Below are 14177 nucleotides of genomic sequence, written 5' to 3' on the forward strand. Positions count from 1 at the left end.
GCCCCGCCCCATGTCCGACATCCCCCTCGGCGTCCTCGACCTCGTCCCGATCTCCTCCGGCTCCACCGCGACCGAGGCCCTGCGCAACTCCATCGACCTGGCCCGGCAGGCGGAGCGGTTCGGGTACGCCCGCTACTGGTTCGCCGAGCACCACCTCAACCCGGGAGTCGCCGGCACCTCACCCGCGGTGGTCCTCGCCCTGACCGCCTCCGCCACCTCCACGATCCGGCTCGGTTCGGGCGCCGTACAGCTCGGGCACCGCACCGCGCTCTCCACGGTCGAGGAGTTCGGCCTGATCGACGCCCTGCACCCCGGCCGTCTCGACCTGGGCCTCGGCCGCTCCGGCGGGCGCCCGCCGGGAGGGCCCACCGCCCCGCTGCCGACCGCGACCCCCGTGGTCGACGGCCGCGCCCCCAACGGTCTCCGCATCCCGCCCCGGTTCTCCTTCGAGTACCTGCTCGGCTCACCCCGTATCGCCCTCCAGCGCACGCTGCTCCAACAGCCGCACGCCCGGTCGCAGGACTACGGCGAGCAGATCGACGACATCCTCGCCCTGCTCGCGGGGACGTACCGGTCGGCGGACGGCGTCGAGGCGCATGTCGTCCCGGGCGAGGGCGCGGACGTGCAGGTGTGGATCCTGGGCAGCAGCGGCGGGGAGAGCGCCACGGTCGCCGGCCGCAACGGGCTGCGGTTCGCGGCGAACTACCACGTCAGTCCGGCCACGGTGCTGGAGGCGGCGGAGGGCTACCGCGCCGCCTTCCAGCCGTCCGACGTCCTCGACAAGCCGTACGTCAGCGTGTCCGCGGACGTGGTCGTCGCCGAGGACGACGGGACCGCGCGCGAACTCGCCACCGGATACGGGCTCTGGGTCCGCAGCATCCGTACCGCCGAGGGCGCCATCGAGTTCCCGACGCCGAAGGAGGCCCGCGCCCACGTGTGGAGCGACCCGGACCGGGCGCTGGTCGCGGATCGCGTCGAGACCCAGTTCGTGGGCTCCCCGGGACACGTCGCCGACCAGTTGGAACAGCTCCAGGAGGCCACCGGGGCCGACGAGTTGCTGATCACGACCATCACCCACGGCCATGCGGACCGGGTGCGCTCGTACGAACTGCTGGCCGAGGAGTGGCGACGCCGATAGCGGTACTGGCACTCGGACGATACGTGGACCCGGCCTCCTTTTGCCGACGCCGTCGACGAAGGCGCGTCAGTGGTGGTGGCCGTGCCGGCCGAGGGTCTCCACAGGGGTCGCGCCGGGGCGGGTCCACTGCGGCACGGGCCGGCTGGTCGGGCCCCAGGTGGCGTTCCCGTCCGCGTCCGAGCGCCAGTACCAGCAGGCCTGGCGGCCCTGGGACGGGTGCCCCTCGCGGACATCGCCGATCACGGTCCGGCCCTCGGGGTTGTCCTCCCACTCCTCGCCGCGGCCGTAGGGCGTCATGTCGAGCAGGGCGAGGGACCCGTTGACCGGCTCGTTGCCACGGCCCGTCGTGGAGTAGGTGAGGAACACGCGATCGCCGTCGCGCAGGAAACAGATGATGTGCCCCATTCCTCCGCCGATCGGCGCGTCCACACCGCGCACCGAGTACCAGGGCTGGGTGTAGCCCATGAACTCGACGTAGGAGGCCACCTCGACCCACGGGCCCGAGGTCAGGACGGCGAACGAGACGCCGCGGGCGTTGAGGTAGACGGCGTCCTTCACATGCCAGGCCGTGGTGGTGCAGCCCTCGCACTGCCCCTGGTGCGGCGCGCCGTCGTACCACATGTGCCGGTAGACCACGAGCTCGTCGCGGCCCTGGAACAGGTCCAGGAACGGGACCGGGCCGTCGGGTCCGACGACCTCGACCGTCCCGTCGAGCTCCACCATCGGCAGCCGGCGGCGAGCCGCGGCGAGGGCGTCGCCCTCGCGGGTGTGGGCCTTCTCGCGGACCAGGAGCTCGTCACGGGCGGCCTGCCAGGTGGCCAGGTCGACGACGGGCGGGCCGCCGGGCAGCGCGGTGGTCGGGTCACTCGGCGTGGTCGTCATGGTGTCCTCCGTGATGTCTGGTGCCGGGCAGCGTCGCAGGACGTCCCACGACGTCCAACGGCGCTCACCAGAACAGACTCGCGCGCCGACCAGAACTCATCGCGGCGGCAGGGGACACCTACGGTCGAGCCCGCGTGGAGGGCCGCGTGCGGGACCGCGCCGGTACGCCTCTACGCGCCCTGTCCGGCAAGGCCCGCGGGGTGGAACGATTTCCGTGCTGGTACCCGCGTTTGGCACTACGAGCAGCAAGGGGGCTGGACATGGCTGTGGTGATGTCGATGCATTGGGCAGGGGTCACGCCGGAGCAGTACGACATGGTGCGGGATGTGGTCGGTTGGGAGGAGACCCCGGCGGCTGGTGGCCAGGTGCACGTGGCCTGGTTCGATGCCCAGGGGTTCCACGTGACCGATGTGTGGGAATCCCAGCAGGCATTCGAGACCTTCTTCACCGAACGGCTCGCACCCGCGATCCAGAAGGCCGGAATCACCGGTACACCCGAGACAGGCTTCAGTCCGCTCCACCGGCGTTTCATTGCCGCCGACATCAGCGGTGCGGCATAGGGACAGGACAAGCGCCGTTTCTGACGAGACGGGCCGGAGTTCGAGACGGTCAGGCCGAAGCGTCGGGCCTGACGATCGTGCTGACGAAGTCGCCGATGGCTCCGAGGGTGCGTCCCATCTGCTCGATCTGCGGGAAGTGCCCGGCGTCGGGGATCGGGGCGAAGTGTCCGTGGGGGAACGAGTCGGCGTAGCCGCGCCCGTACTTCAGGGGCGCTATGCCGTCCTCCTCGCCCCAGACGACCAGCACCGGCACGGTCACCCGGTGCAGTCGGCCGCGCAGCTTCGGGTCGTACGTGAACCCCTCGCCCCCGTACACGGCGAGGGTCTTCTGGTTGGCGACCGCCGCGGTCCGCTGCGCATCGCTGAACGAGGCGAAGTCGGGGCGGAACCGCGCGTTGGCGAAGGACAACTGGCTCACCTCGGCCGGGGCCAGGGCGCGCGGGTCGACGACCCGGTTCTCCTTCATGTGGGCGTGGATGCCCACCGCGTTCAGCAGGGTCAGCGCGCCGATCCGGCCGTGGTTGTCGCGCAGGGCCATCTCGGCGGCGATCCAGCCGCCGATGGAGTTGCCGACCACCATGACGCCCTTCAGATCCAGGGTGTCGAGCAGATCCAGGTACGCGACGGCCAGGTCGGCGACGGTGTCGAACCGCTCCGGGCGGGGAGTGCCGTCGAAGCCGGGGTGGGTCGGCGTGACGACGTACACGTGCTCGGACAGTGCGGACGAGATACCGGCCACCGTGCGCGGGCCGGCACCGCCGTGCAGTATCAGCACGCCGGTGCCCTCGGTGTTCTCGCCGTACTCCTCGACAGTGACGGACAGCCCGCCGGTCAGCTCGATGGTGCGGGAGGCGGGGGTGGAGGTAGGGGTGGGCATGGTGAGGTCCTTGTCATCGCGTGGTGAGAGTCGACTCTCATGAAGTTAGAGGGTTCGCTCTCTTCATGCAAGTGAACTCTCATGACGAGACTTGGCTATTCGCGGGAGAGGTCCCGGGGGTGGGCCTCGAGGTGCGGCCGCGGCCTGCTGCATTGGCGTCATCGGCGTCACCGGGTCGAGGGACCGCGCCTCCGGCTGGCAGGCAGGACATACCGGGTAAATGCGATCATCGCACCGAGGTGACATGGCGACTCCGAGCCGTCACCACATCTGGCAGGAGGACCAATCGATGAACCCCACTCTGAAGCGCCTGCTCGGCGTTGCCGCGGCGGTGGTCACGGGCGCGTCGGCCCTGCTCGGCACCGGCGCCGGCACCGCCGACGCCTACGGTCGCGCGCACTGCGACCGAGCCGAACAGGACATGTGGAGCAGCGCCGGGCCCAGCCGCAACCTGACCGGCCACCACTGCAGCATCCCGAACAACAAGAGACGCTGGTACACCATCGAGATCGACACCCTCGTACGGACCCACTACAAGAGGGACACTCTGGACGGAGGGGTCGACCGGACCGAGACCCTGCACCACAGAACCATCAGCTGCATGGGCTACACCTCAGGCAACGGCAAGGTGAACTGGTTCGGATGCCCGCCCGCCTGACACACCCGCCGAAGGGTCGGCCCGGGAGGAAACCCCTCCTGAGCCGGCCGTCTCTCTGCGCCCCCCGGCCGGCCCTTCTCGCTCTGCCCCCGGCAGGATGCGAACCTGCGACACCCGCTGCAGGAGTGGGGGGATCAGCTGACGTCGAGGTAGTCCCGTAGGGCCTGGGAGCGGGAGGGGTGGCGCAGTTTGGACATCGTCTTGGACTCGATCTGACGGATGCGCTCACGGGTCACCCCGTACACCTGCCCGATCTCCTCCAGGGTCCGGGCCTGCCCGTCGATGAGGCCGTAGCGCAGGGAGATGATCCCGGCCTCGCGTGCGGTCATGTTCGCCAGGACGGCCTGGATGGCGTCCTTGAGGAGCAGGAAGGTGACCATGTCCGCGGGGGAGATGGTCTCGCTGTCCTCCAGGATGTCACCGAGTTCCGTGCCGCCGTCCTCGCCGAGCGGGGTGTGGAGTGAGACCGGCTGCTTGCTGTAGCCCTCTATCTCGGTGATCTTCTCGACGGGGACGTCCAGCTTGTCCGCGAGTTGTTCCGACGTGGGTTCGGCCCCGGTGTCCTGGAGTATTTCCCGGCGGACCTTGGCCATGCGATTGATGACCTCGACCATGTGGACGGGAATGCGGATCGTCCGGCTCTGGTCGGCCAGGGCGCGTGAAATCGCCTGCCGGATCCACCAGGTCGCATAGGTCGAGAACTTGAACCCTTTGGTGTAGTCGAATTTCTCCACCGCGCGGATCAGTCCCGTGTTTCCCTCCTGGATCAGATCCAGGAACAGCATTCCCCGCCTGCTGTACCGCTTGGCGATGGAGACGACCAGGCGCAGGTTCGCCTCGACGAGATGGGACTTCGCCACATGCCCGTCCGCGGCGAGAATCTCCAGTTCGCGTTGGAATTCCGGGCTGATGTGCGGCTCCTCCGTCAGCCTTCGCTCGGCGAACAGGCCCGCCTCGATCCGCTTCGCCAGCTCCACCTCCTTCTCGGCGTCGAGGAGGGAGACCCGGGAGATCTGCTTGAGGTAGTCGCGCACCTGATCGATCGTGGCGCCGCCGGAGGTGAGCCGGGGGCTGGGCGCGTCGTCGTCCTCGTCCGCATATGCGGCGGGATTGGGCGACTCCAGTTCCCATGCCTGAGTGTCCGTTTCCATGGCGCTCAACTCCTCTCCAGAAGCGGTCGGAGGAACTGCCCGGTGTAGGACCGAGGCTGGGCCGCCACCTGTTCGGGGGTGCCCTCGGCGATCACTGTGCCGCCGCGGTGGCCGCCTTCGGGATCCATGTCGACGATCCAGTCGGCGGTCTTGATCACGTCGAGGTCGTGCTCGATGACGACGACCGTGTTGCCTTGGTCGGCGCGGTGGAGCACGGCCAGCAGTTGGCGGACGTCTTCGACATGCAGGCCGGTGGTCGGCTCGTCGAGGACGTAGAGCGTTTTTCCCTTGGTGCGTTTCTGCGGTTCGGCGGCGAGCTTGACGCGCTGTGCCTCGCCGCCGGAGAGCGTCGTGGCGGGCTGGCCGAGTTTCACATGGCCCAGACCCACGTCATGGAGCGCCCTGAGGTGCCGGGAGATGATTGCGTGTTCCGCGAAGAAATCCAGACTGTCCTCGATGGTCATGCCCAGTACGTCGGCGATGGACCTGCCTTTGAAGTGTACGTCCAGGGTCTCCCGGTTGTACTGCGCTCCGTGACACACCTCACACGGCACGTAGATGTCAGGGAGGAAGTTCATCTCGACCTTGAGGGTGCCGTCGCCGTAGCAGTGCTCGCAGCGGCCGCCCTTGAGGTTGAAGGAGAACCGGCCCGGCTGGTAGCCGCGCACCTTCGCCTTCGGGGTCTGTGCGAACAGCTGCCGCAACCGGTCGAAGACTCATGTGTACGTCGAGGATGTCGTTGACCAGTGTCGACTTGCCCGAGCCGGACACACCCGTGACGGTGACGAACTGCCCGAGCGGGAAGGAGACCGACACGTCGCGCAGGTTGTGCTTGCCGGCGTAGTGCACCGTGAGCGCGCGCCCCTCCGTGCGGGGCCTGCGACTCGCGGGCAGCGGTATCCGCCGTCGGCCGGACAGATAGGCGCCGGTGAGGGAGGTCGGATGGTCGAGGAGTTCGCGCGCGGTACCCGAGTGCACCACGTGTCCGCCGTGCGCGCCCGCGCCCGGCCCGATGCCCACCACCCGGTCGGCGACCTTCACGGTCTCCTCGTCGTGCTCGACGACGATCACGGTGTTGCCACGGTCCCGCAGCCGCAGCAGTGTCTCGATGAGCCGTCGGTTGTCGCGCTGGTGCGGCCCGATGCTCGGTTCGTCCAGCACGTACAGCACGCCGACCAGACCGGCGCCGATCTGGGTGGCCGGCCGGATCCGCCGCGCCTCGCCGCCGGACAGACTGGCGACGGGCCGGTTCGGCGACAGATGGTCCAGGCCGACGTCGAGAAGGAACCGCAGCCGCTCGCCGATCTCCGCGACGACGGCGTCGGCGACTCGCCGCTCGCAGCCCTCCAGCTCCAGGTGCTGTACAAATCGCGCGAGTTGATCGATCGGCAGTGCCGTCAGCTCGGCGATGGCGCGTCCGGCCACGGTGGCGGCGGGCACGGCCGGTTTCAGCCGGGCGCCGCCGCAGGCCGGGCAGGGCACCTCGCGCATATAACCCGCGAACCGCTCCCGGGAGGCGTCCTCCTGCGCGTAGCGGCGGGTGACATGGGGGAGGACGCCCTCGAACCGGGTCAGGTGGCACCGCTGGTCTTCGTCCACGGCGCGACGGCGCCCTCGGACAGCGACTTCTCCTCGTCCGGTACGACGAGTTCGGGGTCGACCTCCATCCGTGAGCCCAGGCCGGTGCAGACGCAGACGACGCCTCCGGCGAGCCCGAGCGCGGTCTCGACGGACTCGGTCAGCCGCTGTCGCGCACTCGCCTTCACCGCGACCCGGTCCACGACCACGTCGATCGAGTGCTTCCTGCGCCTGTCCAGCGGCGGCGGCCCGGTGAGCGGATGAACCTCCGCGTCGACCCGCACCCGGCTGAACTCGTCGGCCCGCAACTGCTGGAACACGTCCGCATGCTCGCCCTTGAGGTTCCGGACCACCGGAGCCAGCACCTGGACGCGGACCCCGTCGCCCTGAGCGAGCAGTCGGTTCACCGGGCTTGTCCAACTGGCCGAGAAACTGTCGGGCGTAGACGGAAAGCGATTCGACGTATCGCCGCCGGCCTTCGGCGAAAATCGCGTTGAAAGCCAGGCTGGATTTACCCGAGCCCGATACTCCGGTGAAAACGATGAGCGCATTCCTGGGCAACTCCACGGAGATGTCACGCAGGTTGTGCCGGCGGGCGCCCTTGACGACGAGTCCGTCTTTCACATGTCCGAACCCTACGACGCGGTAGAGCGTGCGGTTGCCGAATCGTTATCGACCGGTTCCGCCCTCGGTGACGCTCCGCCCACCGCCGCGGCCTCACGCTTCGACGAGCTCGCGGACGCCGTCCCGCACCTGCTGCTCCTGCTCCAGCACCCGTTCCTGCTCCAGCACCCGCTCCGTCTCCTGCGCCCGCTCCTGTGCCTGCTCCCGCTCCTCGACCGGGTGGCGGTGGCGGTACAGCCAGGTGATGTCGCGGCCGAACGACCAGATGAGCGAGGCGAGCGCGAGGAGCACCGCGGCGGCGTTGCCCTCCAGGGGCATGATCCCGGCGCCCGCGACGAGCAGCACGATCCCCTGAAGGGCCGCCACGGTCTTGCGCGCCATGCTGTGCGGCAGGGCCGCGTTCAGCCAGGGCAGCACCCGGGCCGCCGCCACGAACGCGTACCGCATGGTGCCGATCAACAGCACCCACGGGCCGAGCGACATCGAGACGTACACGCTCAGCACCAGGATGAGGAACGCGTCCACCTCCATGTCGAAGCGGGCGCCCAGCGCGGTCGAGGTGCCGGTGCGACGGGCGACCTTGCCGTCCACCCCGTCGAGGATCAGGGCGACCGCCGTGAGACCGACGAGCAGGCTGACCGGGGGCGAGCTCTCGAAGGAGTCCGCGACCAGGGCGGTGACCCCGCCGACCAGGATGGCCCGGCCGAGCGTCACCCGATTGGCCGGTCCGAAGGAACGGGGCCGTGAGCGACGCAGGGCACGGGTCAGGACCGCCCAGGTGGCGAGCGCGAAGGCCAGACCGGTCAGCCAGCCCGCGGGCCCCATCCCGATCGCCGTGCCCAGCAGAGCCAGCACCAGGAGCTGCAGACCCGCTCCCACCGTGGTCTCCTGCGCCAAGAGCCTCGCGTCGTACGTGTTGTTCAGGGCCACCGCACATCCTCCGGCCGTATGACAGAGTCGATCAACGCCGCGTACAGTGCGCGGCTTGTCACCGCTCCGTACGTGAAGATCTGCTGAATCGTTCAGGGGGACGCTCATGGAACTCACAGCTCGTGCCTTCTGGCTGAGCTCGCCCGGCCACGCCGAGATACGCGAGGTCGCCCTGCCGGCCCCCGGCGAGGGGGAGGTGCTGGTGCGCACGCTCTACTCGGGAGTGAGCCGGGGCACCGAGACCCTCGTCTTCCGCGGCGGCGTTCCGGAAAGTCAGCATGCTTCGATGCGTGCACCGTTCCAGGAAGGGGATTTCCCCGCGCCGGTGAAGTACGGCTATTTGAGCGTCGGCCAGGTGGAAGAAGGCCCGGCGGGTCTGCGCGGCCGGACCGTCTTCTGCCTGTATCCGCACCAGACGCGCTACGTCGTGCCGCTGAGCGCCGTGACCGTCGTACCGGACTCCGTCCCCGCTCCGCGCGCCGTGCTCGCCGGGACCGTGGAGACCGCGGTGAACGCGCTGTGGGACGCGGCCCCGCTGGTTGGCGACCGGATCGCCGTGGTGGGCGGCGGCATGGTCGGCTGCTCCATCGCCGCGCTCCTCGCCCGCTTCCCGGGCGTACGCGTCCAGCTGGTCGACGCCGACCCCGCGCGCGCCGACATCGCCCGCGCCCTGGGCGTGGACTTCGCGCTCCCCGCGGACGCCGCCGGCGAGTGCGACCTCGTCGTGCACGCCAGCGCCACCGAGGCCGGGCTCACCCGGTCGCTGGAGCTGCTCGCCCAGGAGGGCACCGTCCTGGAGATGAGCTGGTACGGCGACCGGCGGGTCAGCCTGCCGCTGGGCGAGGCCTTCCACTCGCGGCGCCTGGTCGTGCGCAGCAGCCAGGTGGGTTCCGTTTCCCCGGCGCGGCGCGCCAGTCGGACGTACGCCGATCGGCTGGCACTCGCCCTGGAACTGCTCGCCGAGCCCGCCTTCGACGCGCTCGTCACCGGCGAGTGCGGCTTCGACGAACTGCCCGACGTGATGCCGAAGTTGGCCTCCGGATCGATACCCGGCCTGTGCCATCGCGTCGTCTACGAAGGCGTTTGAGCACTGAACAACCTGCCTGACCTCCAAAAACTGCAAAGAAAGGGGAACAGGCAGCTGAACAAGGAGAACGGGGCAGCCGTACTACACGGCATGGTCCCGGCAGGGGATCAGACGTGCCGCACCTGGAGGGTCGTCCGTTGTTCAGCATCACCGTCCGCGATCACCTGATGATCGCCCACAGCTTCCGTGGCGAGGTCTTCGGGCCCGCGCAGCGCCTGCACGGGGCGACGTTCCTGGTGGACGCCACGTTTCGCCGGGCCGAGCTGGACGACGACAACATCGTCGTCGACATCGGTCTGGCCACGCAGGAACTCGGCGCCGTCGTGAGCGCGCTGAACTACCGCAACCTCGACAACGAACCGGACTTCAAGAACACCAACACCTCGACGGAGTTCCTGGCCAAGGTCATCGCCGACCGCCTCGCCGAGCGCGTGCACGCCGGGGCCCTCGGCGAGGGCGCCCAAGGCCTCGCGGGCATCACGGTCACCCTGCACGAGTCGCACATCGCCTGGGCGAGTTACGAGCGTGCGCTGTGACCGACACGACCATGGACCAGGCGTCCCCCAAGACCGGTCAGGTGTCCCCGAAGACCGGCCAGGCGTCTGCGAAGACCGGCCAGGCGGCCGCGAACGGCGACCAGGCTTCCCTGAACTACGTGCCCGTGCAGCACACGGCTCTCAAGAACGCCGAGATCATCCCCATGTCCCTGCGCTCCGTGCACTTCGTGATGCCGGGCGGTGTCGACGACGCGTCCGCGCCCAGCGGCGGCAACGCCTACGACCGGCGGCTCTGCCTCGACCTGCCCGGCTTCGGCTGGCAGGTCCACAAGCACGCCGTCGCGGGCAGCTGGCCCCGGCCGTCGGCCTCCGCCCGTACGGAGCTGGCCCGCACGCTCAGTGAGTTCCCGGACGACTCGGTCGTCCTCCTCGACGGCCTCGTCGCCTGCGGCGTCCCCGAGATCATCGTCCCCGAGGCCGAACGGCTGCGTCTCGCCGTCCTGGTGCACCTGCCGCTCGGCGACGAGACCGGGCTCGCGCCCGCCGTGGCCGCCGAGCTGGACGCGAAGGAACGGGCGACGCTGCGGGCCGTGTCCGCCGTCGTCGCCACCAGCGACTGGGCCGTCCGCCGGCTGGTCGCCCACCACGGGCTCGCCCCGGAACGAGTCCATGTCGCCGCCCCGGGCGCCGACATCGCGCCCCTCGCCTCCGGCACCGACGGCGTCTCCCGGCTGCTGTGCGTCGCCGCGGTCACCCCGCGCAAGGGCCAGCACCGGCTGATCGAGGCCCTCGCCACCGTCACCGACCTGCCCTGGAGCTGCGTCTGCGTCGGCGGACTCACCCAGGACCCGACGTACGTCGCCCAGCTGCGCGGCCTGATCGAGAAGTACGGGCTCGGCGACCGGCTGCACCTCGCGGGACCGCAGGCGGGCGCGGAACTCGACGCGAGCTACGCGGCGGCCGACCTCATGGTCCTCACCTCCTACGCCGAGACGTACGGCATGGCCGTCACCGAGGCGCTCGCGCGCGGGATCCCGGTGCTGGCGACCGACGTGGGCGGTCTCCCCGAGGCGGTCGGGCGCGCGCCCGACGGCGGGGTCCCCGGCATCCTCGTACCCCCGGAGAACCCGGCGGCGCTCGCCGCTGAACTGCGCGGCTGGTTCGGCGAGGCCGATGTGCGCCGCCGGCTGAAGGCCGCCGCGCGCAGTCGCCGGGCCGCACTGGACGGCTGGGCGACCACCGCCCGCAGCCTGGCCGGTGTGCTGGGACGTCTTCCGCAGCAGCCCCGGAGGGCGGCATGAGTATGACTGCGACTCCGTCGGGAGTTCCGGAACAAGGCGTGTCGGAGGTGGGCGTGCAGGGTGGTGTGTCCGGGGTTCCGGGGCAGCGCGCGAGCGCGCCCGACGACGACGTGCCCCGCTACGCCCCCCAGTGGCTCCAGCTGCGGGAGCCGGCGGACGCCGCCGCACGGGCGCCCGAACTGCTGGACCCGCTGCGCATCCGGCTGGCGAACCGGCCGGGCCGCGGCGGCGATCTGGTGATCCACGACCTCGGCTGCGGCACCGGCTCCATGGGCCGCTGGCTCGCCCCCCGGCTCGACGGCGCCCAGCACTGGATCCTGCACGACCGGGACCCGTATCTCCTTCACTTCGCGACCGTGGGCGCACCGCACGCGGCCGCCGACGGCAGCCGGGTCACGGTCACCACCCAGCGCGGTGACATCGGCCGGCTGACCGCGGACGCGCTGACCGGGGCGTCACTGGTGACGGCGTCCGCCCTGCTCGACGTATTGACCCGTGAGGAGATCGACCGGCTCGCGGCGGCCTGCGCGGGCGCCGGGGTACCGGCCCTGCTCACGCTCTCCGTCGTGGGGCGCGTCGAGTTCACACCGGCCGATCCGCTGGACGCCGAGTTCGCCGAGGCGTTCAACGCCCACCAGCGGCGCGGGGAACTGCTCGGCCCCGACGCGATCACGGCGGCCTGCGAGGCCTTCGACCGGCACGGCGCGACGGTACGCGTGCATCCGAGCCCCTGGCGGCTCGGCGCCGACGAGGCCGACCTCACGGCGGAGTGGCTGCGCGGCTGGGTCGGCGCGGCCGTCGAGGAGCGGCCCGAGCTGGCCGCCCGTGCAGAGTCGTATCTGCAGTCCCGCCTCGCCGCCTGCGCCGCAGGTGAACTGCGCGTACGGGTCCACCACAGCGACGTACTGGCGCTGCCGCGGCCGACCGGCGGTGCGGTGTGAGTACCGGGGTGGAGACGGCGGAGCCGGTCGACGTGGACGCGGCGGAGGCGGTGTCGGACCCCGACGTGCCGGAGCTCCTGCGCTCCGGCCCCGCCGTGGAAGCCGACCCGACCCCCGCCCGCCGCAAGGGGGGCTCCCTGCGCACGCACATCGGTTCCGTCGCCGGTGTCCTCATCCTCGGTGTGCTGCTCTGGCGGCTCGGTACCGGTGTCTTCCTGGACGGCCTGCGACGGGTCGACGGCCCGACCCTGCTGGCAGGGCTCGGGCTCGGCCTGCTGACCACCGTGTTCAGCGCCTGGCGGTGGTGCCTGGTGGCACGAGGACTGCGGATCCGGCTGCCGCTGGGCGGTGCCGTCGCGGACTACTACCGCGCGCTGTTCCTCAACGCGGCGCTGCCCGGCGGTGTCCTCGGCGATGTGCACCGCGCCGTACGACACGGCCAGAGCACCGGGGACGTCGGCCGCGGCGTACGCGCCGTGGTCCTCGAACGGACCGCGGGCCAGGCGGTCCTGGTGGCCGTCGGCGCGGTGGTCCTGCTCACCTTCCCGTCACCGGTCCTCGCGGACGCCCGCCAACTCGCCCTGATTCTGGCGATCGTCTCGGTGTGCGGAGTCGTCACGGCGGGCGCGGTCCGCAGGGGCAGAGGCCAGTCCGGCCCGTCCCGGCGCTACGGAGCCGTCCGCGCCGCGCTCACCGAGGCGCGCGGCGCGCTGCTCGCCCGCGGCAACTGGCCGGGCGTGCTCATCTCGTCGGTCGTGGTGCTGGCGGGACATCTGGCGATGTTCCTGCTCGCAGCCCGTGTCGCCGGATCCCACGCCTCCGCCGCCGTACTGCTGCCGCTCGCCCTCCTGGCCCTGCTCGCCATGGGCCTGCCGCTGAACATCGGCGGCTGGGGCCCCAGGGAAGGCGTCATGGCCTGGGCCTTCGGCGCCGCCGGGCTGGGCGCCGGCATGGGCCTGAGCGTCGCGGTGATCTACGGAGTGCTCAGCTTCGCCGCCGCCCTGCCCGGCGTCGCGGTCCTGGTCGTCCGGTGGTTCGCGGCGCTGCGGCGCCCCCGGCAGGAGAACGCAGGAGGGCACGATCAATGCCGACCGTCAGAGACCGCCGAAGTTCACACTCCGGAAGTCCCCTTGGCCGGGGCCGCGTCGGAGGCAGTGGGCAGCGTCTTCGCCGTCACCAAGGAGAAGTACGCCCCGAAGGCCTCGGTCAGCCCCGCCAGGAGCTCCTTCCCCTTCTCGGCGGACGCCTTCGAGGGACGGCCGATGACGCCGGACTCGGTATAGCCGGCCATTCCGAGGGTGAGCAGATGACGCCGGTCGTCCGCGACGAAATCAGAGGTCTTGTAACCGGGCCGGACCAATTCAGGATGCGTGTGCAGAAGAATGGAGGTCTCGATTTCACCGGCGTGCATATCGGTGAGCAACGAGGTCTCCACACCTGCCCGTTCGAGCGCGGCCTCCCAGTCCTCCATGGCCGGGAAAAGCGCCATACGCGTACCGGTGCCGACGGATTCCTGAACCACATTGCCCAGCACGTAATTCCCGCCGTGCCCGTTGACCAGCACCAGGGTGTCGACGCCGGAGTGGCGCAGCGATGCGGCTATGTCCCGCACCACCGCGTGCAGCGTGACGGCGGAAATGCTGACGGTACCCGGCCAGGCCGCGTGCTCGTGCGAGCAGGAGATCGTCACCGGAGGAAGGAGATGGACCGGATGAGCGGCGGCGATCCGTTCCGCGACGGCGCACGCGACCAGGGTGTCCGTCGCCAACGGAAGGTAGGCACCGTGCTGTTCGAAACTCCCGACGGGAAGCACGGCGACCTCACGGGTGACACCGGCCCCCCGCTCGCGTACATCCTCCGTGGTGTCCGCCGGCAACAGACCGGATACCGCCGAGCGCGTTCCCGAACCACTCATGTTTCACGGCCTTTCGACGCTGCTTTCGACTCTGCTTA

At 70.5% G+C, this 14177-nt stretch carries 11 protein-coding genes and 3 pseudogenes; 8 read left to right on the forward strand and 6 right to left on the reverse strand.

What is annotated here, in order from left to right; translation table 11 throughout:
• Positions 1–10 precede the first annotated feature (10 nt).
• Complete coding sequence (locus KVT44_RS36685) at positions 11–1138, forward strand: LLM class flavin-dependent oxidoreductase (RefSeq protein ID WP_217571764.1); 1128 nt, start codon at positions 11–13, stop codon at positions 1136–1138.
• Between the two features lie 66 nt (positions 1139–1204).
• Here KVT44_RS36685 and KVT44_RS36690 read toward each other — a convergent pair whose 3' ends face one another.
• Positions 1205–2020, reverse strand: a complete 816-nt coding sequence (locus KVT44_RS36690; protein ID WP_217571766.1) for a DUF899 domain-containing protein — start codon at positions 2018–2020, stop codon at positions 1205–1207.
• Positions 2021–2280: 260 nt separating this feature from the next.
• Here KVT44_RS36690 and KVT44_RS36695 point away from each other — a divergent pair, with 260 nt between their 5' ends.
• Complete coding sequence (locus KVT44_RS36695; protein ID WP_254650400.1) at positions 2281–2580, forward strand: hypothetical protein; 300 nt, start codon at positions 2281–2283, stop codon at positions 2578–2580.
• Between the two features lie 49 nt (positions 2581–2629).
• Here KVT44_RS36695 and KVT44_RS36700 read toward each other — a convergent pair whose 3' ends face one another.
• On the reverse strand, positions 2630–3457 hold the full coding sequence (locus tag KVT44_RS36700; RefSeq protein WP_217571768.1) for an alpha/beta fold hydrolase: 828 nt from the start codon (positions 3455–3457) through the stop codon (positions 2630–2632).
• A gap of 289 nt (positions 3458–3746) precedes the next feature.
• Between KVT44_RS36700 and KVT44_RS36705 the strand changes: the two genes are divergently transcribed.
• On the forward strand, positions 3747–4115 hold the full coding sequence (locus tag KVT44_RS36705; RefSeq protein ID WP_217571770.1) for a hypothetical protein: 369 nt from the start codon (positions 3747–3749) through the stop codon (positions 4113–4115).
• A 134-nt stretch (positions 4116–4249) separates the two neighbouring features.
• Here the strand turns inward: KVT44_RS36705 and KVT44_RS36710 are convergent.
• The 3 genes and pseudogenes from KVT44_RS36710 to KVT44_RS36720 all read right to left on the reverse strand — a co-directional run.
• Positions 4250–5209: pseudogene (locus KVT44_RS36710) on the reverse strand (RNA polymerase sigma factor); the annotation flags it as partial.
• A 62-nt stretch (positions 5210–5271) separates the two neighbouring features.
• Positions 5272–7468 (reverse strand): annotated as a pseudogene (locus tag KVT44_RS36715) (excinuclease ABC subunit A).
• 93 nt (positions 7469–7561) lie between these two features.
• The gene (locus KVT44_RS36720; protein ID WP_217571772.1) at positions 7562–8398 is read right to left on the reverse strand and encodes a CDP-alcohol phosphatidyltransferase family protein; all 837 of its coding nucleotides are present in this window, start codon (positions 8396–8398) and stop codon (positions 7562–7564) included.
• Between the two features lie 106 nt (positions 8399–8504).
• Between KVT44_RS36720 and KVT44_RS36725 the strand changes: the two genes are divergently transcribed.
• The 5 genes and pseudogenes from KVT44_RS36725 to KVT44_RS60685 form a co-directional block, all read left to right on the forward strand.
• Entirely contained in the window at positions 8505–9485 is a 981-nt protein-coding gene (locus tag KVT44_RS36725) for a zinc-binding alcohol dehydrogenase (RefSeq protein ID WP_099919640.1), read from the forward strand.
• Between the two features lie 137 nt (positions 9486–9622).
• Positions 9623–10021 (forward strand): 6-carboxytetrahydropterin synthase, encoded by a 399-nt coding sequence (locus tag KVT44_RS36730; RefSeq protein ID WP_060900963.1) that lies wholly within the window; start codon positions 9623–9625, stop codon positions 10019–10021.
• Positions 10018–11283, forward strand: a complete 1266-nt coding sequence (locus tag KVT44_RS36735; protein WP_229888710.1) for a glycosyltransferase family 4 protein — start codon at positions 10018–10020, stop codon at positions 11281–11283. Before KVT44_RS36730 ends, KVT44_RS36735 begins: the two co-directional genes overlap by 4 nt.
• Positions 11280–12224, forward strand: coding sequence for a class I SAM-dependent methyltransferase (locus KVT44_RS36740; protein WP_217571774.1), 945 nt, complete (start codon positions 11280–11282; stop codon positions 12222–12224). Before KVT44_RS36735 ends, KVT44_RS36740 begins: the two co-directional genes overlap by 4 nt.
• 182 nt (positions 12225–12406) lie before the next feature.
• A pseudogene (locus KVT44_RS60685) lies at positions 12407–13168 on the forward strand (lysylphosphatidylglycerol synthase domain-containing protein); the annotation flags it as partial.
• A 167-nt stretch (positions 13169–13335) separates the two neighbouring features.
• Here the strand turns inward: KVT44_RS60685 and KVT44_RS36750 are convergent.
• Complete coding sequence (locus KVT44_RS36750; protein ID WP_217571776.1) at positions 13336–14139, reverse strand: creatininase family protein; 804 nt, start codon at positions 14137–14139, stop codon at positions 13336–13338.
• Between the last annotated feature and the right edge of the window lie 38 nt (positions 14140–14177).

The organism is Streptomyces sp. GbtcB7, from assembly GCF_019091445.1.
Lineage (GTDB): Bacteria > Actinomycetota > Actinomycetes > Streptomycetales > Streptomycetaceae > Streptomyces > Streptomyces mirabilis.